We start from the raw sequence: 20,933 nt of genomic DNA, 5'->3' as shown, positions 1-20,933 counted from the left end.
TATATCAATGTTAATGGAACAAATCCTGTCACGGGAAAACCTACTTAACGCAATTAAGAGAGTAGAAAGGAACAAGGGAAAGCATGGAGTGGATGAAATGCCAGTTACTGCTCTTCGCGGACATATTATGCTCAATTGGAATGATCTACGCAAATCCCTTTCCGAGGGAACCTATATCCCTTCCCCTGTCCGTCGAGTCGAAATCCCGAAATCAGATGGCAAAGGGAAGAGGAAACTAGGAATCCCAACCGTGACAGACCGTTTCATTCAACAGGCAATTACCCAAGTGCTTACCAAAATATACGACCCTGGATTCTCTGAATGTAGCTTTGGTTTTCGCCCAAACAGGCGAACGCATCAAGCAGTCAAGCTGGCTCAAAGCTACATAGAAGAAGGATATAGATGGGTAGTGGACATCGACCTCGAGAAGTTCTTTGACAAGGTCAATCATGATAGATTAATGAGTAAGTTAGCTACGAGGATTAAAGACAGAACTTTACAAAGAATAATTAGACGCTTTCTAACCTCAGGCGTTATGGAAGGCGGACTTGTCAGTCCAAACCTTGAAGGCACACCGCAAGGCGGACCACTAAGCCCATTACTTTCAAATATTGTTTTGGATGAGCTAGATAAAGAGTTGGAACGCAAAGGGCACCGTTTTGTCCGATACGCCGATGATTGTAATATCTACGTGAAATCTAAAAGAGCCGGTGAAAGGGTTATGAAAGCTATGACTCAATTTATCGAAGGGAAACTTAAGTTAAAGGTTAACAGAGAGAAAAGTGCTGTAGACCGACCTTGGAAAAGAAAATTCCTCGGATTCAGCTTTACAAATAACCGAAAACCGAAGGTGAGAATATCACCTCAATCAATAAAACGGTTTAAAGATAAAATAAGGAAACTTACAAGCAGACGTAGATCAATAGCTATGGAAGATAGACTTTTTAAACTTAACGAATATCTCGTTGGATGGGTTAACTACTACCATTTAGCTGACACTCGTTCTGTAATCGTTAAACTTGAAGGATGGCTTAACCGAAGATTAAGAATGATTCGCTGGAAGGAATGGAAACTCCCGCGTACAAAGGTCAAGAGACTCATCGAACTGGGTATACCGAAATGGAAAGCACACGAATGGGGCAATACGAGGAAGGCTTATTGGAGAATATCCAAAAGTCCTATACTACACAAAACACTAGGGAAAGCATATTGGCTTTCCCTTGGATTGAAAAGTATTACTGCGAGATATGATTTACAACGTTCGACATAACTGGAACCGCCGTATACGGAACCGTACGTACGGTGGTGTGAGAGGGATAAATGGAGGTTAGTCGCCTCCCCCTATCTCAATTTGTAAAAAGAAAACCCTAGGCTAGGCCTAGGGTTCCAAAAAGCTTACAGCGAGGTATTAAAAAAACTCTTCCGAGATGCTAAAATATTTTTGGTTCGCCAACCAAAATATCAGCATTCGGAGGAGTTTTTTATGTCAAAAGACACTAATAGTTTAGCACACACAACTTGGAATTGTAAGTATCACATTGTATTTGCACCAAAATATAGAAGACAAGTTATTTATGGAAAAATCAAAAAGGATATTGGAGAAATACTACGAACTTTATGTGAAAGAAAAGGTGTAGAAATTATAGAAGCAACGGCGTGTAAAGATCACGTACATATGTTAGTTAGTATACCACCAAAAATAAGTGTATCTTCATTTGTAGGCTATTTAAAAGGGAAGAGTAGCTTAATGATATTTGATCGTCATGCAAACTTAAAATATCGCTATGGGAATCGAAAGTTTTGGTGTACCGGATACTATGTGGATACCGTTGGAAGAAACAAAAAGGTAATAGAAGAATATATTGGCAATCAAATACAAGATGATATAGTCGCAGAACAAATAAGTATGATGGAATATATAGATCCATTCACAGGAGAAGAGGTAAAGAAAAAGAAAAAGAGATGAGTGGAAGGCCTTTGAGGTCTGGCCGGTAACAGTAGTGCAACTGGCGAACCATTCAGTAGCCCTTTAGGGTTTGGCCAGCAACAAAGGCTTCCAGCCGCAGAGAAAACCACCCGTTATCACGGGTGGTTTTTATTAGTTTTATATTGTTAATCTATTATGTACGGATGGTCCATAACATCGTATTCTTTGTCTTTATAGCTTATTTCATTTCCCTCTTGGAAAACTTCTTCAAAAAAGCGGGAAGCTGGTTCTGCCAATTCTTTATAGTACTCACTAAATAAAGAAGCAGCGTGTGAGCCAAGCCATTTTTCTGGAAGAAGCTCATCTGGTAAGCCAGGGTCCACGAACAAAAACTTTCTATATTCATGAACAAGTTTTGTTCTTTCTACAAAACATTCCGCGTCTGACATTAAACCCTTTTGAATTTTATTACGATCAATAATGTATTTTTGACTATACTCCTGAATAAACAATTGATATCTTTCGTTTATTTCCCCGAGGTCCCAGCTTTTTTCTATTAACCTGCTATTTTCGTTTGGTCCATTATATTCTGCGACAAAAAAATCGACATACTCTTCGATAGAATATTTTTCAATTAAGTCATATACTTGTTTTTCTAACGGATTTGGCGATATCCAACAACTGTTGGAAATTGATCCAAATCCACTCCATACAAGCTCTTTTCTTAACTCATCACGAACGTTACGTATTTCTTCTGGAATCGTATACATTAGTATCCGCCACTTACCGTCCCACTGTTCTGTTTTTAATTTGAAAATACGCTTTGCTGCCTCATCTATTCTTTTTACACCGCGTTCTGTTAAAAAATAAAAACTTTTATTTCCTTTTTTTTCAGCTTGAACCCAACCTTGTTTATTCATTCGAGAAATAGCAGCACGAACAGCTTGGTCATTATGGCCGAACTCATTTAATAAACGAATTAAACTACCAACCCATATTCTGTTACCGTAATGACGAATATAGTCACCGTAAAGCGTAAAAATCATTGATCTCGTATTCATTGCTCTTACATCCTTTACTACCAATTAAATTGAGAATTTTCTTAAGTAAAAAATAATATAACATAATTTTTACGCTTTAACAAAGAAAAGTTTTATATTTCTGATAAATGAGAGCGTTTATATTAATCTGCACTTTGTACGATTGTGGTAATTCCTTGACCTACACCAACACACATCGTAGCAAGGCCATACTCCACCTTTCTTTTTTTCATTTCGTGTATTAATGTTGTTAATATTCGTGCGCCACTTGCTCCTAACGGATGGCCGAATGCTATTGCCCCTCCATTTACATTTACAATCGTCTCATTTACTTCTAGCTGTTTCATACATTCAATAGATTGAGAGGCAAACGCTTCATTTAATTCTATTAAACCAATATCTTCTATGCTCAAGTTAGCACGTTTTAATGCTTTTCTTGTAGCAAAAACTGGTCCAATCCCCATAATAGAAGGTTCTAATCCAGCGGTTGCAGATGTAACATATTTTACTAATGGCTTAATTCCGAGTTCTTTCGCTTTTTCTGCACTCATTAGTAGCAAAGCTGAAGCTCCATCATTCACACCAGAAGCATTGCCAGCAGTAACAGTACCATTTGGGAAGATTGGTCGTAACTTAGACAGCTTTTCTTCAGACGTATCTGGTCGAGGATGTTCGTCCTCCATTATCGTTACTTCATTTCCTTTTCTATCCAAATACGTTACGGGAACTATTTCTTCATTGAACTTTCCTTCTTCTATTGCTTTTTTAGCCTTTTGTTGACTACTATAAGCGAAATGGTCTTGATCTTCTCTTGAAATGTTATATTTTTGTGCTACATTTTCCGCTGTTTGTGGCATTGAATCGGTACCGTATAATTCTTCTAATCGTTTATTTGTGAAACGCCAGCCAATCGTCGTGTCGAACATCTCCATATTACCTCTCGGATAATCAGCCTCAGGCTTTGCCATAACGAAAGGGGCTCTAGTCATACTTTCAGTGCCGCCGGCGATAAATATATCGCCCTCCCCTACCATAATGGCACGGGCAGCATAGTTAACGGCGTCAAGGCCAGAACCACATAGACGATTTATAGTAGTACCTGCAACTTCTACAGGTAATCCAGCTAGAAGTGCAGACATCCTTGCGACGTTTCGATTATCTTCTCCAGCTTGATTTGCATTACCGAATACTACCTCTTCTATTTCAGTTTCACGTACCATTTTGTTTCTATTCAAAAGAGCTTTTATGACTACTGCCCCTAAATCATCAGGACGTACGTTTTTTAATAACCCTTTATATCTACCAATTGGTGTTCTTACTGCATCAACTATTACTACTTCGTTCATAACTAAGCGCCCCTTTCTAGTCTCGATTTGTATAGTCGTAAACACCTTTGCCGGACTTTCTTCCAAGTCTGCCTGCTTTAACATATTTCTCTAATAATGGAGCAGGTCTGTATTTTTCACCTAATTTTTCATGTAAATATTTTAAATTATTTAATCGAACGTCAAGACCTACAAGATCACCAAGCTCAAATGGACCCATTGGATAATTTAGTCCAAGTTTAATAGCTTTATCTATTTCTTCTGGTGTCCCTACCCCTTCTTGCAACATATAAAATGCTTCATTGCCAACAAGTGCACTAATTCGACTTGTTACAAATCCAGGGAACTCATTTACAACTACTGTCTCTTTCCCCATTTTTTCTGCAACATTTCTTATTTCTTCAGCAGTACTTTCAGATGTTTCTAAACCACGAACAATTTCTACGAGTTTCATTTTATGTACTGGGTTAAAGAAATGCATAGCTATTACTTTATCGGGGCGGCTCGTAAAGCTACCGATCTCTGTAGGGCTCATAGTAGAAGTGTTAGTTGCAAATATACATGACGGTGGAGCCTTTTTGTCAAAAGTTTCAAATACATTCTTTTTAATTTCTATCTTTTCAGGTACGGCCTCAATTATAAGATCTGCTTCTTTTATAACAAGCTCCATTTCAATTGAATAGTTTAACCTATTTGAACTATCCTTTCGTATTTCTTGCGATATTTTTCCCCTTTCAACCGATTTTGTAAAAATAGCTTCTATTTCGTGTTTTGCGTTACGCAATTGTTCTTCTTTTATATCAACTAAAGTGGTATGAAACCCACCAACGGCAGCTACATATGCAATTCCACGGCCCATAACACCAGAGCCCACAACGACTATATTATTTATCATTACTTTCCCTCCTTAAATAAGACGAGCACTCATAAAAAGCGAGTGCTCGTGCCCGTATTATAGCCCAAATGGGTTTAATGGACGACTTCCAAAATAAGATAGAATACTCTTCGTTTCGGTATATAAGTCTAGTGTTTCAATACATAATTCACGACCAAACCCAGATTGTTTATAGCCTCCAAACGGAGTTCCAGGGAATGCAGAGAATGGGCAGTTTACCATTACAATTCCAGCTTGAATTTGCTTTGATACACGGGTTGCACGCGCGTAATCCTTCGTCCATACTGCTGAACCGAGACCATATTCACTATCGTTTGCAAGTTTAATTGCTTCCTTTTCATCGGAAAATGGCATTACTACTACTACCGGTCCAAAGATTTCCTCTTTTACAGCTTTCATATTATGATTCACATTTGTAATAATGGTAGGTTCGTACCAAAATCCATTTTCATAGCCTTCCACAACTGCCGGCTTTCCGCCTACTAGAATAGTAGCTCCATCTTCTTTAGCGGATTGTACATAGCTATCTATTACGTCTAATTGCCCTTTATTAATAATTGCCCCTACATGTGTTTCTTTTGAAAAAGGATCCCCTAAATTTAGTCTTTTTGCTTTTTCTTCAAATTTTTCCATGAATGTGTCATAAATGCTCTCATGAACATACAGTCTTGAACGAGCCTCACAGGACTGTCCTGAGTTATAGAAAATACCAAAAAGTGAGCCGTCTACTGCAGCGTCAATATCTGCATCTTCAAATACGATATTTGGAGATTTTCCACCCAGTTCGAGTGTTACACGTTTTAACGTTTGAGAGGCTTTTGCCATAATATCTTTTCCAATTGGAGTGGAACCTGTGAATGCAACTTTATCCACTTTTTCATGTTCTACTAAATAGTTACCTACTTCTGAACCAGAACCTGGTATTACGTTAACAACACCTTCTGGTACGCCTGCTTCTATACAAATTTCTCCTAAAAGAATAGCTGTAAGTGGAGTTAAAGTAGCTGGTTTAACAATTACCGAACACCCAGCAGCAATAGCAGGTGCAACCTTCCAAGCCGCCATCATTAATGGGTAATTCCAAGGAATAATTTGTGCACATACTCCTACTGGCTCTTTTTCAGATACATTTTGGAATTGACCTGGAACATTATTTACAGATCCACGATGACCAACAATTGCTCCTGCATAAAATTCAAAGTCTTCAATAGCTTGCATAACTTGCCCTTGTGCGGCTGTTAAAGATTTTCCCGTATCTAATATCTCTAATTCTACTATTTCATTAAAACGAGATCTCATAATCGCTGCAATTTTATTTAATGTTCTTGATCGTTTATTAATAGGAAATAACTTCCATTTCCCTTTATCAAATGCCGCTCGCGCAGCTAGTACTGCTTTTTCAGCATCTTCTTTTGATGCTTTTGCTATTGTTGCAATAGGCTCACCTGTAGCCGGATTGTATGTAGTGAACGTTTCACCGGTTGAACTGTCTACACGTTGACCACCGATAATTAATTGATACGAATCACGTTTGACAGCTAATGGTGCGAATTTTTCATCTTTTACTGTTGACATTCCATTCATCTCCTTTGTTTATTAAAATAATTAGTTTCCATTGAAGGTTGGTTTACGTTTTTCTAAAAACGAGGTTATCCCTTCTCGATGATCATTTGTTTGCCCGACTATTCTTTGACCAAACGCTTCTCTTTCTAAAAATTCATTAAATGTTAAATCGTAACTGCTTTTTAATGTTCTTTTAATAATTCCAATAGCTTTTGTTGGCATTTTAGCAATATGTTTTGTATAGGCTGCTACCTCCTCTTCCCAACTATCCATTTGGATGGTTTTGTTAGCTAACCCTAATTTCAAAGATTGTTCTGCATTTATTCTTTCACCGAAAACGGAAATTTCAAGTGCTTTTGCATATCCTACGATTTTACTTAAGTAAAAGAGATTACCTGAATCAGGAATGAGACCGACTTGAATAAATGCTTGCGCATAACTTGCTTTTTCTGACATAAGTCTAAAATCACATGCTAGCGCTAGACTAAACCCAGCTCCAGCCGCAACTCCATTTACAGCGGCTATAATAGGTTTTTCGCAACAATGAATTTGCTTAATCATCGGCCCATACCTTGTACGTAGAACTTCTCCATGATCCATTTCTTCTGTTACTTCTGAAAGGTCTTGCCCAGAACAAAATGCTCGCCCTTCTCCTGTAATAACAATTACACGAACAGTTATGTCTCTTTCTGCTTGTTTAATAGCGATTGTTATTTCGTGGTTCATTTTTAATGTAAACGCATTCAAATTTTCTGGCCTATTTAAAATAATGGTCGCAACCTGGTCATGCACACTATATTTTATTGTTTCGTACATTTTCTCCTCCTCCTATCTCCCTTTAAAGTTAGGCTTTCGTCGTTCTTGGAAAGCTTTCATCCCTTCCTTTTGGTCGTCAGAAGCGAAAAGAAGATAGAAATTTTTACGCTCAAATTGCATTCCTTCATATAAAGAATAATCTACTGCTTTCAAGACGGACTCTTTAATTAATCGCAACGATAATGGAGCTTGCTTTGAAATCTTTATCGCAAACTTTTTCGTTTCATCGATTAAAAGCTCTCTAGCTACGATTCTATTAATTACACCATAATTTAGAGCTTCTTCCACACTCATACGGTCTCCGGAAAGTAGCCATTCCATTGCTTTCGTTTTACCCATTAATTTCGTCAATCGTTGGGTTCCACCTGCACCAGGCATTACTCCTAATTGAATTTCTGGAAAACCGAATTCAGCATCGTGAGCAGCAAATAAAATATCACAACATAGGGCTAATTCAAAGCCCCCTCCTAATGCAAAGCCTTGAACTGCACCGATTATTGGCTTCTTCACTAAGGAAATTCGGTCCCATTCTGAAAATTGATTTAATAGTTCTAATTGTAAGGGAGTTGCTTCAGCCATTTCGTCGATATCAGCTCCTGCTGCAAATGCACGCCCTACTCCACCTAGAACGATAACTTTAACGCTTTCATTTTGATCCATCTCTTCCATTGTGTGTACTATCTCGGAAACCATTGGTCTATTAATTGCATTTAATACGTTCGGTCTATTTAAAAGAATAGTACCGATACCATCTTCTATGGAAACTTGAAGATATTTTAAATCATTATGCATTGGCCTCTTCACCGATCATTAAGGTTACTAGATTAGCAGCAAAACTCATTAAGTCTTTTCCAGAAGCTTTTGCCTCTTCTGTTTTCATCGCTGCTTTAAATGCGTCGTGGCTGTCATAATACATTTCACACATTAAATAATATTTTCCTTCTCCACCCATAGGGCTACCAACGACTTTTGTTACTTTCATTTCTCTTAAGCCTGGAATTTTTGCTGTAAGTGGTGCGTGAATGTTAAAGTAATGATCGTCGAAAGCCTCCTTGTTTTCTGGATGTTTGTAAAGTGCGATTAATTTAACCATTTTTCATTCTCCTTTTTTATGTAATATAGTTTATTTAAAATATTGTCTAATCCTGAAAATAGGCGTGTTGAGGGAAAATAGTATTTTAATATAGACAACATTGATTATTGTTATACGTTTTAACCTAGTCCGTTTCACTTCGCTGCAGGTGTTCGCTTTCCGCGGGGAGGTGTCTAGCTCCGGCGGCTAGGTCCGGCTCAAACTTCACTTTTCCTCCGTACGATAAGTCATCATCGACTCACTGCCGTTCGCCGTGATTCCTTTATCTCCTGCGGAAAAGCTCCAGTTTGATTGGACCTGAGCGAGCCGCCTTCGCTTTTCTTGGAGCTGAGCCTCCTCGGGCTTTGCCCTGTGGGGTCTCAGCCTTCCCCTCTTCTCCCGCAGGACAAGGAAGGCTTCGGCAGCATTACATCGCACGAAGGAAAATGCGTTAGCATTTTTCGAGGAGTCTCACACCTTCCGCTCCGTTACACTCTCGGTTCTAAATCTTGAAGGGTAAAACATTGTAGAAGTTTCTAAACTGAACGCCTATTTACATTCAACTAGGTGCAAATTTCACTTGCTGGGTGTTTATCTTGAAAATTGGATAGGACTTGGTTAAGCCGTTCCCCTCGTCTCGTTCTATTTTCACATTAGTGTTGAGATTGGTTTCATTGCTTCGAAGGGGTTTTTGCATGATCCACAGTATAGAATACTTCTACAAGCTGTAGGGCCAAAGATGTTATCTAATGTTGTATAGGAAGAATCACAATATGGGCAATTTACTCTCCATTCCCCGGTTTCTTCAAAATGAATTGGTGGGGGAGCAATTCCAAACTCTTTTAATTTTTGTCTTCCGATTTCAGTGATGCGATCGGATGTCCATGGCGGATTGTATATAAACTTAACATCTACCGCATTAATAAAATCGAGTGTTAGTAGCTGTTGTTTAATATTGTTTTTAATAATATCTAATGCTGGACAGCCCATAAATGTAGGAAGTAATTCAATTAACACATGATTTTTTGCATATTGGACATTTTCCACCATTCCTAATTCTAGTATGCTGACAGAATCAATTTCTGGATCTTTTACTTTCTGAAGTTGGTCATATAACCGATTAACATTAATGTCGTACTTACTTTTTTCTACCATTATATTCAGTCCTTTATTTTTCATTAAAGGAGACCTTTACTAGTTTATGAGAGAAATATTTAACTATTCCAACTACCATGATGCAGCTGGATCTGTTCTATAAACTTCACTTAATGTTTTTAGCGCTTCAGTTAAATCTTCTGTATGCTCTTTTAACCGTCCATTTCCACTTTTCATTTCTATTTTTAAAGGGAACGGTATTTCTATTTCACTAAATACATTTTTCATTTCATTCATCCATCTTTGTCTTAATAAATCTTCCCCTTCTATTATTTGATGTTCTTGCATTTCATTCGCTAGAGCACCAAGTGATAGAACGCCATCAAACTCAGCGATGACAGTATTAATTGCTTGAATCATTCTTTTTTTTGCGTCGTCATTAGATAAGCAAAGTTGCTTAAACCAAGTTTTCCAATGTAAGAGATGATAATATAATTCCATGTTTATTTTTAATGCTATATGTTTTAGAGGTTCATAAGAGGAATTTTTTAAAGATTCTATTTTAACTTTTTTTGCTACTGTGTAAAAATAATGACGAACGACCGTAAATGCCCAATCGTATTTCGGTTCTATCAAGTACGTCCCAGGGCCATTAACCATTTCTAGTAAAACGGCATTTAATCGTTCATTGGCGGGTCTTGCATGAGCTAAACAGTCGACCGGTCCTTCATTAAGGTCCTCTAACAGTTGATAAAACATAGAAGCGTGCCCCATTGTGTCTTGGTTTATCGAAGAAAAAGCAACATCCTCTTCTATGTGCGGAGCTAAACCTAACCATTCTGAGCCTCTATATGCCAAAATAAAATCATCATCTGCAAGCTGATATAATAATTCAATTAACGGCTGTTTATACTTTTCATTCTGTACCGCTTCTGCTGCTGTGGAGAATATCATTGCTTTAGCTCTCCTCCCCAAGACATAATTTCTTTCTCATCTAGCATCTCCTGCTCATATTGGCGCCATTTTTTCTTTAAATATCCATATCCTTTAGTTGTTCGGTATTCTTTATTGTCAAGACGAGATAATGACTGTTTTTCTTCTTGTGTCATTTTTCTAATATCTGCTCGTTTTACAACCCAAATATCAGCAACCGTTTCACGGCGCATAAAGTTTTCTTGAGCCATCACTAAAGCAATTTCATGATTTGGTGCTAGTAAACTAAACTGGTATTGCATAGGTGCAGTGTCCGTTTTTTTACTGAACACTTCAAATTCTTGATAAAAATTACTCATTATTTTTCCTCCGTTCTTCAAGTAGCTTTAGAAGAAGAGCTGAGCGCATCACGTACCCATGCATTATTTTCATAGGACAGTTTTCTTAATCGAAGACGTTCTTGTGACTTTGGACCGTTATTTCGTATAATTTTTAAAAATTCATTCCAATTTGGTTGTTGATAGATCCATTTCCGTTCTTCCTTCGAATAATGCATCGTGGGGTCAGGTAACTTTAATCCTAGTGATAGAATACGAGGTACATATTTTGTAAAGAAATCTTGTCGTAACTCTTCGTTTGTTTTTGTTCTAATTTTATATTTTATCGTTGTATCTTGTTTACTAGTTCCAGTTGTGGAAGCATCACCTGGTCCAAAAAACATTAATAAAGCTTCCCACCATCGGTCAATAGATTGTTGAATCATCGCTTTTTGTTCTTCTGTTCCTTCTGCTAATGCCATAATAATTGCTTCACCGTGTTGAGCATGAAATACTTCTTCTGCACATATTCTTTTTAGAGCTCGAGCATAAGGACCATACGAGGCGTTTAACATGTTTGTTTGAGAAATAATGGCAGCTCCATCAACTAACCAACCTATTAAACCAGCATCTCCCCATGTTGGTGCCGGCATATGAAAAACGTTATGGAATTTTAATTGACCGCTAAATAAATCTTGCATAATTTCTTCTCTTGATTTCCCATATGGTTTCATTAAATCTTCAGCAACACGAAGAAGTAATTGACCGTGGCCCATTTCATCTTGAACTTTTGCCATAATGCCAAGTTTTCTTTTTAAAGTTGGTGCTTTCGGTACCCATTCTTTTTCTGGAAGCGCTCCCATTATTTCGCTTATTCCGTGCATCGATATAAGCTTAATTAAGGCTTTTCGATAATCTTCTGGCATCCAATCATCTGCCTCTATTTTTTCACCAGCGTTTATTCGTTCCATAAAATGTTCGTATTTCTCTTCTTCTGATAAGGATTGAAAAGAAATAGAAGTATTCAATAGCCTCGCCTCCTATCTTTCATCTAACAAATATATTTATAACGTTTATTTAACGAAATTATATAATAATGTTATATGTTTTTCAACTCTGAAATTTCGGAAAATTAAAATTTGTACTTTGCTACACGTAAATTCGGGAATTAATACCCCTTTCTTCTCTGTAAGAAAAACACTACAAAAAATATCTTTCCTGGCATAAAACATAAAAAGAAGAAGCACCAATAGGCTTCTTCTCAAATTTAATTAAACATTATAAGTCCAAAACGTTTCTCGATATAACCAGTCTTCTACTTCAGGTGAATTTGCCTCGAGTGCTTGCTCCATCGTTTCAATCCAACTTTCTGTTTGAGATCGATGTGCTTTGATAGCATTTAACTTATCAAGTGCAACTTCTTTAATATCAATTGTGATGTCTGGTTCTCCTAATAGTTCTACACTATTTTTTAAAATTGCTTTCCCATATATAGTTGGTTGCTCTTCTTTCGGTAAACGTTTCACTGCTATAACAGCTGCATTACTCATTGCATCATGGTCTGGATGTACACCATGTTTTGGATAAAACGTAATTAATAAAGTAGGTTTGACTTCTTTTATGACCGCTTCTATTCTATCTGCTAATAGTTCTTCATTTTCAAATTCAACTGTTTTGTCGTGAAGACCAAACATTCTTAAATCTTCAATTCCCATTACTTTACAAGCATCTGTTAATTCTTTTTTACGAACATCCATTAACGTCTCTCTTGTAGCGAATAACGGATTTCCTAAGTTACGACCCATTTGCCCTAGTGTTCCACATATGTATGTAACGGGAGCACCACTTTTCGTAAATAATTTTATCGTACCAGATGAACTGAACGCTTCATCATCTGGATGAGGAAAAACGACTAACACACGCTCATGTTGGTTCATATGTATCCTTCACTCCTTAAAAAGGTTCTTTGCTTAACTGAAAAGCAACCGCAAGTTTGCCTTCATCATTAAGCCCTGCTAGTAACAATCTTCCTTTATTATCTAATTCATAATGGGTTAATCCTTCTGCATAAACCCACCCGTGTTCCATTTTTAATCCGATTCTATATGGATTATTGCCTGTAATTTTCCCGTGTTCATAATGAATAACACTATTGCGAATGAATGCTCCAACTGTCATTCCTGTATTATGATGAGATGCGTATGCACCATTGGTTGTTTCAAGATGTATGTATACAGGTTGCTTAGCAAAGCTATTTAACGCTTCTTGTACACTTACTTGTTCGATCAACTGCATAATGTCCCTCCAAAAGTGAAGTAATAGGTTAACTATATTTATTGTAACGTAAATAGTAAAAAAAAGAGAACCTTTTGTTAGAAAAAACACATATATAAGACCTGTCAAAACGTTCTTCTGTTGGTAAAAATGAAAATATGCTATTTTAACGAGTAAAAAGAGAAACGGTATTATTTTTACCGTTTCTCCTGTTACGATTTTATACATTATATCACTTAATATTATTTTCGTACCACTTTTGTGCTTCTTCTACTTCGCGACGTGTTAATTGATGGCCGTAATTTTCCCAAAATAGTTGAACAGAAGCACTTGAGCTTTCGAGTAAAGATTTAAGTTCCTCTGTTTCGCTAGCTGGGCAGATGGGGTCATTTACTCCTGCTCCAATAAAGATAGGCATTCTCGACATATTAGGGAGGTCTATACCTCTTCTAGGTACCATAGGGTGAAATAAAATAGCTCCTTTTAAAGCTTCTTTATAGTGGAATAATAAACTACCTGCAATATTTGCTCCATTTGAATAACCTAGTGCAATTACATTTTTACGATCAAAACCATATTCTTTACTTGCTTCTTCTAAAAATAAGTATAATTCTTCCGTTCTAGCGATTAAATCTTGTTCGTCAAAAATACCTTCGCTTAATCTTCGAAAAAAGCGCGGCATGCCATTCTCTAGTACGTTTCCTCTTACACTTAATATGGAAGCGTTCGGATCAATTAACCCTGCTAATGGAATTAAATCTTGTTCATTCCCACCCGTTCCGTGTAATAACAATAATACATTTTCTGAACCTTGTTGAAAGATATGTTTTAACTTCATAAAATACTCCTTTTAAAGAATTTATCTCAATTTCGAGGTAATTTAAGTATAGTAAAGTGAACCAAAAGCGTCAAATATTCTTGCTTTTGTCCGCTCAAAAGTTTAACCAATAATAATTATTAGAATAAGATATAATGACTTTTTATTGGTGGTGAGATTTCAATGTTTCCTTGGAATAAAATGTTTCCTTTTCCTAAAGAGTATATGAAAGGTGAGTCTCCTTTTAAACAGGCTGATGTAGAGAAATGGATGAATAAGGCAATGAAGTTACCTGACCCTCCACCTTTTATGAACTCCTCCGATTTTTTTATGCAATCATTTGAACTATTAGATAAAATTCAAGCAAATAAAAAGAAAAAGAGAAAGCCTAGTTTTCAACCTCAAATTTATGAGGGGCACAATGAAGTGTTTGTGAAATTTCCGATTTCTGCAGATCATGTGTTAGACGTAAAAACGTATTACAATTCAAATACTTGCTTTGTAGAAAATGTACCTAATCCTGGAAATAAACAAACAATTCCTTTACCGTGTTTTGTAAAAACAACTGGATCAAAAGCAATCTTTAAAGATAACATGCTTGAAATTAGAATACCTAAAGAAACTAAAACGTCGTACACGAAGGTTCCTTTAGAGTTTTTAAGTAAACCTAATATTTCTCGTAAGTCATAATTGCGACAGTATATCTTCAAAGTTAAGCTTCCATCTATCTAGGTGTGTTTCTCTATAAAATGGAAAACGCAATGTTTTTACGACCGTTTCATTTTTATGAATATGGACTTTTATGGGAATTTCTAACTGTAATTCATCCGAATGTAGTTTTTCTGGTAATGGAGATAAACGTTTCAAATGTTGAATTGCTTCAATATCTTTCGTACTGTTTTGTAATAATTTTCGATCTTCAGAATCAAGTAAAGATGATAAGACAAATCCATCATGTTGATTGACAGATATGATAAATGCTTCCACTATTTCATTTGGAGACATGTTTTGTATATTTTCTAGCCATACGCCTGCAGCTTTTTTTATCATAATAGAATGAGCGAAATCTTCTTTCTTTGATGCATGCGTTGTACTTTCAAAAAAATGAATACAAAAGTGACCGGGAAAATTGTTTTGTATAGCGCCTCTCCCGTGTGGCATTCCGTGCATAGATGCAGCAAGACGTTCTGAATCTTTTTCAACGATTATCGCTCTTCTATCCCAACTCCATTTACCATTATAAATTTCTTTCATTATTGCTGTATCTTCTTTTGTTAACGGTTGAACGTCCGCATGACTAGCGCCTGCACGTCTTTGTACGTTGAAGCGTAGTCCAGTATCTATATCTAAAATAGAAAACTTTTCATATTTAGGTATAATCCCATTCACTGTAGACCAAGGTTTTTTCTCTCCGTAATGATGCTTCTTTAATGTTTTATAATTGTCCTGTAATAATCTTAATATCGGGAGCGATATATTAACGATTGCTTTTTTATGAACACTATCGATAATCGCTCCTTCGTTTAAATGAATAGAGTATGTAATATTGTTATGTTGAATAAAAAAATCAGTTGGTCCAGGAGTAGTGTTATAGTCAACCCATTCGCTATGATTAAGGTACTTTTGTAGTTGCTTAGATAGTTTTTCTTTTGTTTGGTAATCTGTATTACTGTTTGTTTGAACTATTGTATAAGAACTATCTTCAGAATGAGCAAATATTTGTTCCTCTTGCTGTATAAATAAAAAACATATCAATATCAAAACGATTATTTTTTTCATGTGAACATACCTCCAAAATCCTTATCTATTTCCATATGTTACGTCAATAGATTGTAAGTATGTGTTCCATATTTTTGCACAAAATAGACATAGATGTAAAAGGAGGAATACAAATGGTGCAAGCACTATTTTGGGGAGGTCTTGTTGGACTAGCTTTAATTATAGGCGCGATTTTTGCATTGTTATTCTCGGTTCCTCGTAAATTAACTGGTTATATTATGGCTTTCGGAACAGGAATTTTAATTGGTGCTGCAGCTTTTGAGCTACTAGGAAAAGTCAATGAAGATAAAGGTTATGTTTATGTTATTCTTGGTTTCATCATTGGAGCTACCCTTTTTACGATCTCTGAGTATTACATAAGTAAAAAAGGTGGTCATCATCGAAAGCGTTCGAAAGAAAATAATCATAATAATTCGGGTAAGGCTATTTTTATTGGAACAATTATTGATGCTATTCCAGAATCAATGATCATAGGTGTAGGTATTTTAAAGGAGCATACGGTGAGCTGGGTAATTGTTTTAGCGATATTTATTAGTAATTTACCAGAGGCTCTTTCAAGTACTGTAGGTTTAAAAAGAGATGGATATTCAAAGAAAAAGATTATGACGATGTGGTCCATTGTCATGGTCCTCTCAAGTTTAAGTTCCTTTTCGGGGTATGTCATATTCAATGAGTTAAGTGAACAATACGTTTCGTTCATAAGTGGGATTGCTGCAGGAGGAATTATTACAATGGTTTCTTCGACGATGATGCCTGAAGCATACGAAGAAGGTGGGCCAATTGTAGGGTTTGTATCTGCACTTGGTTTACTCTGCTCCTATGTATTATCTTTTATTGTTCATTAAAATGAAGATGAAAAACTCGCCTATTAAAAGGCGAGTTATTGATAAGATTCATGTCCAAAAAATTCTTCTAATGTTAACTCTTCTTTCCATAAATGGGTAGCAACCTCTTCGCCAACATATCGTAGGTGCCACGGCTCATACTGATATCCAGTAATTGTTTCTTTACCGAGAGGGTATCTAATAATGAAGCCGAATTTGTGTGCATTTTCTTGAAGCCATATTCCTTCAACTGTTTCACCGAAGTCTTCTGTTAATTGTAATTCAACACTTCTGCTTGTTACATCCATTGCTAAACCCGTTTGATGTTCACTGTGACCAGGGACTGCTGATACAGCATTCGTCCTTTCTTCACCCCAACGTTTTAAATAACTATTGTAAATAGCATTTTGTGTGTCATATGCTCGATAACCTGATACAGCAAATAGTTCTACATCTTCATTACTTGCACTCTCAAATAATGTTTCTAAAGCTCTTGCAGCCTCTTCTCTTATATATCTTTTATCATGTTCACCATCAAAGATGAAAGGAACATTAGGACTAACTAAATCATCCGGTACATAATCTTCTGGTAATGCTATATCCTTGTTTACTAAAACTAATAGATTAGTAGGGTTTTGAATAATTCCATCCTTCACTATTGAGACGAATTCTTCTTTCATTATTGGACTGTCTGCTTCAACGATATCTTCTATAATTTCGGATTGATTGTTATTATTTTCTTCTGGTTGTTCTTCCACAATTTCAGATATTTCAGGTGTATTATTATTTTCAACGATTTGCTTATCTTCCCAAAATTTCCAATCGAAATCAGTAGGTAAAGAACAACCTGAAAGTAGTAATACAGAAACAACTGAAGCTATTTTCCACTTCATGCTTATCACCTTTTGTCGTTTTCTTATTAGTTTCGCGAAGCCCTTTACGTAAAACGAGATCGCAATAAAAATAGTGTATCATAAAAACGAGGTGTCCGTAAAAAAATTATATTTTTCTACAATATAATAAAAGGTACAGCTGTTAGAACTGTACCTACTTTTTCATTATTTAATTACTGCTTCTAGTGCAACTTCCATCATATCTGAAAACGTTGTTTGTCTTTCTTCCGCAGTTGTTTCTTCACCAGTTAGAATATGGTCACTAACTGTTAGTACAGATAGTGCTTGTCGACCATATTTTGCTGCTAAAGTGTATAATGCTGCTGTTTCCATTTCAATAGCAAGCACTCCGTATTTTGCCCATTTTTCTAATTCTGCATTATCATTGTAAAACATATCTGCTGTAAAGACATTACCAACTTTTAAGTTTAACCCTTTTTCTGTACCAGCATCATACGCTTTTTTCAATAGGTCAAAATTTGCAGTGGGTGCATAATCAACTCCATTGAAAGTCAAACGATTCATTTGAGAGTCTGTTGAAGCAGTCATTGCTAAAATTACGTCACGAACTTTAACATCTTGTTGAATAGCTCCACAAGTACCAACCCGGACTAATTTTTGTACATTATATTCGTTCATTAGCTCATTAACATATATGGAGATAGATGGAACCCCCATACCTGTACCTTGAACGGAAATTTTATGTCCTTTATATGTACCAGTAAAACCTAACATCCCCCTTACTTCGTTGTAGCAAACAGCATTATCCAAAAAGGTTTCGGCAATATATTTTGCACGAAGTGGGTCACCTGGTAAAAGTATCGTTTCAGCTATTTCTCCTTGTTTTGCACCGATATGTACACTCATAAAAATACCTCCAATTTCAATCTTAAGGCATAAGCCATCAATACTATACCATATTATATGGTTTTTTCCCAAATAGTAACCGACTACCAGGTAGAAAAAGAATTGATTTTTTTATCATGTAAATACTATAAAAGAGTCCCTTAGCATGAATATAGGAGGTAGCATAATGAAAAAGAAGTTAAAACAGGCTGTAGAATATGCTAATAACACGAATACGACAAAAAAGAAAACTGCACAGCCACATAGATCTAAAAAAGATCGTTTACAAAGTTAAATGTCGTCTTTGTTTAAGTATTTCTGCTTGATATAAACGATATTTGTATCTTTATCAACAACATATTTCTGTTTAGATTTAATAAATTTAACAAACAGGACTCCTATAAATAAATAAACAAAACAAACAATGAAAAGTATTGTAAAAAAATACGTATAAAACCGACTAAAAATTGTTACAGATAATTCATTAAAGAAGACGATATAGGCAATTGTTGTAACGAGCGTGACGACAATAATATTTAATAAATGAAAGAGCATATGTACTTTTTTTCTCGTAAAGTGAATTTGTAATTGGTCTTGAACCATTAACGTAACAATACAACTAATTACCATAATGATGAAAACGATTATTTCCATACAATCACCTCAAATATTTATGATAAAGGAGAATGAAGATGGGAAAAAAACATCGCAATCGAATTAACGGGCAGAAGAAAAATAACCACATTCCACCAGAAGCAATTGAAGCAGAGCATAATGCTCATAGTAAAGAACATTCACCAAAAGGTAGAAAAAACGGACCGGGTCATAACGAATAATACGGATTGCTAACATTATAAGAAGCCCTTCATTATGGAGGGCTTCTTCTTACATAATCATAACTCGATTTAGTTCCTTCCAACCATTTGTACTTAATCGATAATAAGTTTTCCCTTTAAACCCCTCATCAATTAATACTATATCACCTGTACTAATAAATCTACCACGATAATTGTGGGGGATGCGCTCTCTCACATTAAATGTTGAAAAAACTGTTTGTATCACTTCTGTATGGGTTCTACCTTCAATATTTACTCGATATATTGGGACATACCCTTTATTTTCTCCAATATTAGGGGTCTGCAATATCGTAACATCATACTTCCCTATATCTTTTTTGTACAAACTCCATTTTTTTAACATAACTTACCCTCCCCCTTTTCTTACTATACTTATTAGAAAAAGTATGTGTCGAATCCTTCATCAAAAAAAGATAACTATTGTCGAAAGAAGAATATGTTGCTTCTCCATCATGTTTGTTTAGTTCATTTCATACAATAACTAGGAGGTGGTATTTTTGTGAAACGTATTCTACCCAATATTTTTAAAAAAGACAAAAAGAAAAAAACTATTGATTTTAGCTTATCTAAAAATGAGAGAAAATGTATGTTGAATTCTCATCATAATAATCCTCTTTACAATCTAACTAAGAGAGATATAGAGTTAATTGATAAGATTAAAAAGGAAACAGATAAAAACAATTTAAATAATGTAACACGTACAAATGCTTATTTACACTTTTTTGATAATAATACAGAAGTACATTGGGCATTGTTAGCTCATATTGTATCGCGTAATGGTGGTTGGAATATGACCGACTTAAAAGGAGAAGCTATCTCAGGGCTGCTATCTTTTCGAGAAAAAGAACTGTTTTTTTCCTTTCTAGAAAAATCTAATTTTCTTATTTTTCATGATGCGTATCAACAACTACTTTTATATGAACATAGTAAAAAGATTGGTAAACCGCTATTTCATCTATTAAACGAGTTTGGCATTTCTTCATTTATGAGGGCTGTTTGGGAAGTTTTTTGGAAAGATAAAAATAGTAAAATGTTAACTCTATCATTAATCATTAATGAACAGCATTTTATTGAAAAAAGAATAATACAAAATCCTTTTTATGTAGAGCATGTTATAAAGTCGATGCCATTTCAATTGCAAGAGAAATTAGGTTTTACTAGCGTTTTAATACCTTACCAAACGGATGATTCGATACAACTAGCAGGAACTACTGTTTCTCAATTCGATAACATTACGAAAAGAATACATATAGGAAAGTATTTATATTCTTTACTTTTTTATGTGGAAGAAGTACAACGTGGCACTATGAAGTTTGTTAAAGAACAAAACCATACTGGATCAAGAGCTGATTTTTTTCCGTCTATTTTCACCCGAACAAACGATAACTCAAAAAAGATTTATAGTCCACCCCTCCATGAAGCTTGGAAAAACAGTACTCACAAACTTCCCGATAAGGATGATTGGTTTCAATCATTTGAAGAATTATTTCCCTATTATAGTCCAATTAGTATAGATTCCCCATATAACATAACAGAAAAATATTTACTAAGTTTGTTAAAATTGAAGAGTATCGATACTATAACAAAAGCTTTAGGACGGTCTTAAATAGATCGTCTTTTTGCGTGGATTATGTATGTTTTAAAAAAATAAAAAAGAGAC

The 20,933-nt window shown here is 35.6% G+C and carries 25 protein-coding genes; 6 read left to right on the top strand and 19 right to left on the bottom strand.

Translation table 11 applies throughout. From position 1 onward, the window contains the following. The first annotated feature begins 7 nt into the window (after positions 1 to 7). Positions 8 to 1,270, top strand: coding sequence for a group II intron reverse transcriptase/maturase (gene ltrA / locus BC6307_RS11145; protein ID WP_066422026.1), 1,263 nt, complete (start codon positions 8 to 10; stop codon positions 1,268 to 1,270). A 213-nt stretch (positions 1,271 to 1,483) separates the two neighbouring features. Then, positions 1,484 to 1,966 carry an IS200/IS605 family transposase gene (gene tnpA / locus BC6307_RS11140; protein ID WP_066421622.1) on the top strand — a complete coding sequence of 161 codons (483 nt, stop codon included), beginning with the start codon at positions 1,484 to 1,486 and terminating at the stop codon, positions 1,964 to 1,966. 146 nt (positions 1,967 to 2,112) lie between these two features. Here the strand turns inward: tnpA and paaX are convergent, their stop codons facing one another. The 14 genes from paaX to BC6307_RS11070 form a co-directional block, all read right to left on the bottom strand. Continuing rightward, positions 2,113 to 2,988, bottom strand: a complete 876-nt coding sequence (gene paaX / locus BC6307_RS11135) for a phenylacetic acid degradation operon negative regulatory protein PaaX (protein ID WP_066421619.1) — start codon at positions 2,986 to 2,988, stop codon at positions 2,113 to 2,115. 122 nt (positions 2,989 to 3,110) lie between these two features. Then, entirely contained in the window at positions 3,111 to 4,313 is a 1,203-nt protein-coding gene (locus BC6307_RS11130; protein WP_066421616.1) for a thiolase family protein, read from the bottom strand. Positions 4,314 to 4,329: 16 nt separating this feature from the next. Next, positions 4,330 to 5,187, bottom strand: coding sequence for a 3-hydroxyacyl-CoA dehydrogenase (locus BC6307_RS11125; RefSeq protein ID WP_066421615.1), 858 nt, complete (start codon positions 5,185 to 5,187; stop codon positions 4,330 to 4,332). A gap of 57 nt (positions 5,188 to 5,244) precedes the next feature. Beyond that, positions 5,245 to 6,762 (bottom strand): aldehyde dehydrogenase family protein, encoded by a 1,518-nt coding sequence (locus BC6307_RS11120; RefSeq protein ID WP_066421609.1) that lies wholly within the window; start codon positions 6,760 to 6,762, stop codon positions 5,245 to 5,247. A 30-nt stretch (positions 6,763 to 6,792) separates the two neighbouring features. After that, the gene (locus BC6307_RS11115; RefSeq protein ID WP_066421606.1) at positions 6,793 to 7,566 is read right to left on the bottom strand and encodes an enoyl-CoA hydratase-related protein; all 774 of its coding nucleotides are present in this window, start codon (positions 7,564 to 7,566) and stop codon (positions 6,793 to 6,795) included. A gap of 12 nt (positions 7,567 to 7,578) precedes the next feature. Next, a complete protein-coding gene (locus tag BC6307_RS11110) occupies positions 7,579 to 8,358 on the bottom strand; it encodes an enoyl-CoA hydratase/isomerase family protein (protein ID WP_066421603.1) in 780 nt (259 codons plus the stop codon). Next, entirely contained in the window at positions 8,351 to 8,659 is a 309-nt protein-coding gene (locus BC6307_RS11105; protein WP_066421600.1) for an EthD family reductase, read from the bottom strand. The genes BC6307_RS11110 and BC6307_RS11105 overlap by 8 nt, the downstream gene beginning before the upstream one ends. A gap of 627 nt (positions 8,660 to 9,286) precedes the next feature. Continuing rightward, positions 9,287 to 9,817, bottom strand: a complete 531-nt coding sequence (gene paaD, locus BC6307_RS11100) for a 1,2-phenylacetyl-CoA epoxidase subunit PaaD (RefSeq protein WP_425319491.1) — start codon at positions 9,815 to 9,817, stop codon at positions 9,287 to 9,289. Positions 9,818 to 9,865: 48 nt separating this feature from the next. Further along, positions 9,866 to 10,687, bottom strand: coding sequence for a 1,2-phenylacetyl-CoA epoxidase subunit PaaC (paaC, locus tag BC6307_RS11095; RefSeq protein WP_084380710.1), 822 nt, complete (start codon positions 10,685 to 10,687; stop codon positions 9,866 to 9,868). Continuing rightward, a complete protein-coding gene (gene paaB, locus BC6307_RS11090; RefSeq protein WP_066420743.1) occupies positions 10,684 to 11,025 on the bottom strand; it encodes a 1,2-phenylacetyl-CoA epoxidase subunit PaaB in 342 nt (113 codons plus the stop codon). The genes paaC and paaB overlap by 4 nt, the downstream gene beginning before the upstream one ends. A 17-nt stretch (positions 11,026 to 11,042) precedes the next feature. Next, on the bottom strand, positions 11,043 to 11,954 hold the full coding sequence (paaA, locus tag BC6307_RS11085; RefSeq protein ID WP_066420746.1) for a 1,2-phenylacetyl-CoA epoxidase subunit PaaA: 912 nt from the start codon (positions 11,952 to 11,954) through the stop codon (positions 11,043 to 11,045). Between the two features lie 300 nt (positions 11,955 to 12,254). Next, positions 12,255 to 12,920, bottom strand: a complete 666-nt coding sequence (gene bshB2 / locus BC6307_RS11080) for a bacillithiol biosynthesis deacetylase BshB2 (protein WP_066420741.1) — start codon at positions 12,918 to 12,920, stop codon at positions 12,255 to 12,257. A 16-nt stretch (positions 12,921 to 12,936) separates the two neighbouring features. Then, on the bottom strand, positions 12,937 to 13,278 hold the full coding sequence (locus BC6307_RS11075) for a YojF family protein (RefSeq protein WP_066420736.1): 342 nt from the start codon (positions 13,276 to 13,278) through the stop codon (positions 12,937 to 12,939). 211 nt (positions 13,279 to 13,489) lie between these two features. Continuing rightward, the gene (locus BC6307_RS11070) at positions 13,490 to 14,095 is read right to left on the bottom strand and encodes an alpha/beta hydrolase (RefSeq protein ID WP_066420735.1); all 606 of its coding nucleotides are present in this window, start codon (positions 14,093 to 14,095) and stop codon (positions 13,490 to 13,492) included. 162 nt (positions 14,096 to 14,257) lie between these two features. On the opposite strand from BC6307_RS11070, the gene BC6307_RS11065 reads away from it, so the two are divergent. Then, on the top strand, positions 14,258 to 14,764 hold the full coding sequence (locus BC6307_RS11065; RefSeq protein WP_066420734.1) for an Hsp20/alpha crystallin family protein: 507 nt from the start codon (positions 14,258 to 14,260) through the stop codon (positions 14,762 to 14,764). Here BC6307_RS11065 and BC6307_RS11060 read toward each other — a convergent pair. Beyond that, entirely contained in the window at positions 14,759 to 15,853 is a 1,095-nt protein-coding gene (locus BC6307_RS11060) for a hypothetical protein (RefSeq protein WP_066420733.1), read from the bottom strand. The genes BC6307_RS11065 and BC6307_RS11060 overlap by 6 nt on opposite strands. 113 nt (positions 15,854 to 15,966) lie before the next feature. Here BC6307_RS11060 and BC6307_RS11055 point away from each other — a divergent pair, with 113 nt between their 5' ends. After that, positions 15,967 to 16,698, top strand: a complete 732-nt coding sequence (locus tag BC6307_RS11055) for a ZIP family metal transporter (protein ID WP_066420732.1) — start codon at positions 15,967 to 15,969, stop codon at positions 16,696 to 16,698. Between the two features lie 35 nt (positions 16,699 to 16,733). On the opposite strand, the gene BC6307_RS11050 is transcribed toward BC6307_RS11055, so the two are convergent. The 3 genes from BC6307_RS11050 to BC6307_RS11040 form a co-directional block, all read right to left on the bottom strand. Next, positions 16,734 to 17,570 carry a M15 family metallopeptidase gene (locus tag BC6307_RS11050; protein ID WP_066420730.1) on the bottom strand — a complete coding sequence of 279 codons (837 nt, stop codon included), beginning with the start codon at positions 17,568 to 17,570 and terminating at the stop codon, positions 16,734 to 16,736. Positions 17,571 to 17,735: 165 nt separating this feature from the next. Beyond that, entirely contained in the window at positions 17,736 to 18,437 is a 702-nt protein-coding gene (gene deoD, locus BC6307_RS11045; protein WP_066420728.1) for a purine-nucleoside phosphorylase, read from the bottom strand. A 270-nt stretch (positions 18,438 to 18,707) separates the two neighbouring features. Continuing rightward, complete coding sequence (locus tag BC6307_RS11040; RefSeq protein ID WP_066420725.1) at positions 18,708 to 19,070, bottom strand: hypothetical protein; 363 nt, start codon at positions 19,068 to 19,070, stop codon at positions 18,708 to 18,710. A 38-nt stretch (positions 19,071 to 19,108) separates the two neighbouring features. On the opposite strand from BC6307_RS11040, the gene BC6307_RS25060 reads away from it, so the two are divergent. Next, positions 19,109 to 19,252 carry a hypothetical protein gene (locus BC6307_RS25060; protein ID WP_169714881.1) on the top strand — a complete coding sequence of 48 codons (144 nt, stop codon included), beginning with the start codon at positions 19,109 to 19,111 and terminating at the stop codon, positions 19,250 to 19,252. 49 nt (positions 19,253 to 19,301) lie between these two features. Here the strand turns inward: BC6307_RS25060 and BC6307_RS11035 are convergent, their stop codons facing one another. Then, the gene (locus tag BC6307_RS11035) at positions 19,302 to 19,616 is read right to left on the bottom strand and encodes a YodL domain-containing protein (protein WP_066420723.1); all 315 of its coding nucleotides are present in this window, start codon (positions 19,614 to 19,616) and stop codon (positions 19,302 to 19,304) included. 156 nt (positions 19,617 to 19,772) lie between these two features. Here BC6307_RS11035 and BC6307_RS11030 point away from each other — a divergent pair, with 156 nt between their 5' ends. Next, on the top strand, positions 19,773 to 20,879 hold the full coding sequence (locus BC6307_RS11030) for a DUF2515 family protein (RefSeq protein ID WP_066420722.1): 1,107 nt from the start codon (positions 19,773 to 19,775) through the stop codon (positions 20,877 to 20,879). Positions 20,880 to 20,933: the final 54 nt, after the last annotated feature.

This window comes from Sutcliffiella cohnii, assembly GCF_002250055.1.
Lineage (GTDB): Bacteria > Bacillota > Bacilli > Bacillales > Bacillaceae_I > Sutcliffiella > Sutcliffiella cohnii.
This window is presented reverse-complemented; position numbering and strand designations above follow the sequence as displayed.

What these genes read in the sequence shown, in the direction of transcription:
- ltrA (WP_066422026.1), top strand. Translation starts at nt 8, where the DNA reads ATGTTAATGGAACAAATCCTGTCACGGGAAAACCTACTTAACGCAATT.
- BC6307_RS11115 (WP_066421606.1), bottom strand. Translation starts at nt 7,566, where the DNA reads ATGTACGAAACAATAAAATATAGTGTGCATGACCAGGTTGCGACCATT.
- paaA (WP_066420746.1), bottom strand. Translation starts at nt 11,954, where the DNA reads ATGGAACGAATAAACGCTGGTGAAAAAATAGAGGCAGATGATTGGATG.
- BC6307_RS11075 (WP_066420736.1), bottom strand. Translation starts at nt 13,278, where the DNA reads ATGCAGTTGATCGAACAAGTAAGTGTACAAGAAGCGTTAAATAGCTTT.
- BC6307_RS11130 (WP_066421616.1), bottom strand. Translation starts at nt 4,313, where the DNA reads ATGAACGAAGTAGTAATAGTTGATGCAGTAAGAACACCAATTGGTAGA.
- BC6307_RS11105 (WP_066421600.1), bottom strand. Translation starts at nt 8,659, where the DNA reads ATGGTTAAATTAATCGCACTTTACAAACATCCAGAAAACAAGGAGGCT.
- BC6307_RS11050 (WP_066420730.1), bottom strand. Translation starts at nt 17,570, where the DNA reads ATGAAGTGGAAAATAGCTTCAGTTGTTTCTGTATTACTACTTTCAGGT.
- BC6307_RS11065 (WP_066420734.1), top strand. Translation starts at nt 14,258, where the DNA reads ATGTTTCCTTGGAATAAAATGTTTCCTTTTCCTAAAGAGTATATGAAA.
- BC6307_RS11125 (WP_066421615.1), bottom strand. Translation starts at nt 5,187, where the DNA reads ATGATAAATAATATAGTCGTTGTGGGCTCTGGTGTTATGGGCCGTGGA.
- paaB (WP_066420743.1), bottom strand. Translation starts at nt 11,025, where the DNA reads ATGAGTAATTTTTATCAAGAATTTGAAGTGTTCAGTAAAAAAACGGAC.
- paaX (WP_066421619.1), bottom strand. Translation starts at nt 2,988, where the DNA reads ATGAATACGAGATCAATGATTTTTACGCTTTACGGTGACTATATTCGT.
- BC6307_RS11120 (WP_066421609.1), bottom strand. Translation starts at nt 6,762, where the DNA reads ATGTCAACAGTAAAAGATGAAAAATTCGCACCATTAGCTGTCAAACGT.
- BC6307_RS11035 (WP_066420723.1), bottom strand. Translation starts at nt 19,616, where the DNA reads ATGTTAAAAAAATGGAGTTTGTACAAAAAAGATATAGGGAAGTATGAT.
- paaD (WP_425319491.1), bottom strand. Translation starts at nt 9,817, where the DNA reads ATGAAAAATAAAGGACTGAATATAATGGTAGAAAAAAGTAAGTACGAC.
- deoD (WP_066420728.1), bottom strand. Translation starts at nt 18,437, where the DNA reads ATGAGTGTACATATCGGTGCAAAACAAGGAGAAATAGCTGAAACGATA.
- BC6307_RS11110 (WP_066421603.1), bottom strand. Translation starts at nt 8,358, where the DNA reads ATGCATAATGATTTAAAATATCTTCAAGTTTCCATAGAAGATGGTATC.
- BC6307_RS11040 (WP_066420725.1), bottom strand. Translation starts at nt 19,070, where the DNA reads ATGGAAATAATCGTTTTCATCATTATGGTAATTAGTTGTATTGTTACG.
- BC6307_RS11070 (WP_066420735.1), bottom strand. Translation starts at nt 14,095, where the DNA reads ATGAAGTTAAAACATATCTTTCAACAAGGTTCAGAAAATGTATTATTG.
- BC6307_RS11055 (WP_066420732.1), top strand. Translation starts at nt 15,967, where the DNA reads ATGGTGCAAGCACTATTTTGGGGAGGTCTTGTTGGACTAGCTTTAATT.
- BC6307_RS25060 (WP_169714881.1), top strand. Translation starts at nt 19,109, where the DNA reads ATGGGAAAAAAACATCGCAATCGAATTAACGGGCAGAAGAAAAATAAC.
- tnpA (WP_066421622.1), top strand. Translation starts at nt 1,484, where the DNA reads ATGTCAAAAGACACTAATAGTTTAGCACACACAACTTGGAATTGTAAG.
- BC6307_RS11060 (WP_066420733.1), bottom strand. Translation starts at nt 15,853, where the DNA reads ATGAAAAAAATAATCGTTTTGATATTGATATGTTTTTTATTTATACAG.
- bshB2 (WP_066420741.1), bottom strand. Translation starts at nt 12,920, where the DNA reads ATGAACCAACATGAGCGTGTGTTAGTCGTTTTTCCTCATCCAGATGAT.
- paaC (WP_084380710.1), bottom strand. Translation starts at nt 10,687, where the DNA reads ATGATATTCTCCACAGCAGCAGAAGCGGTACAGAATGAAAAGTATAAA.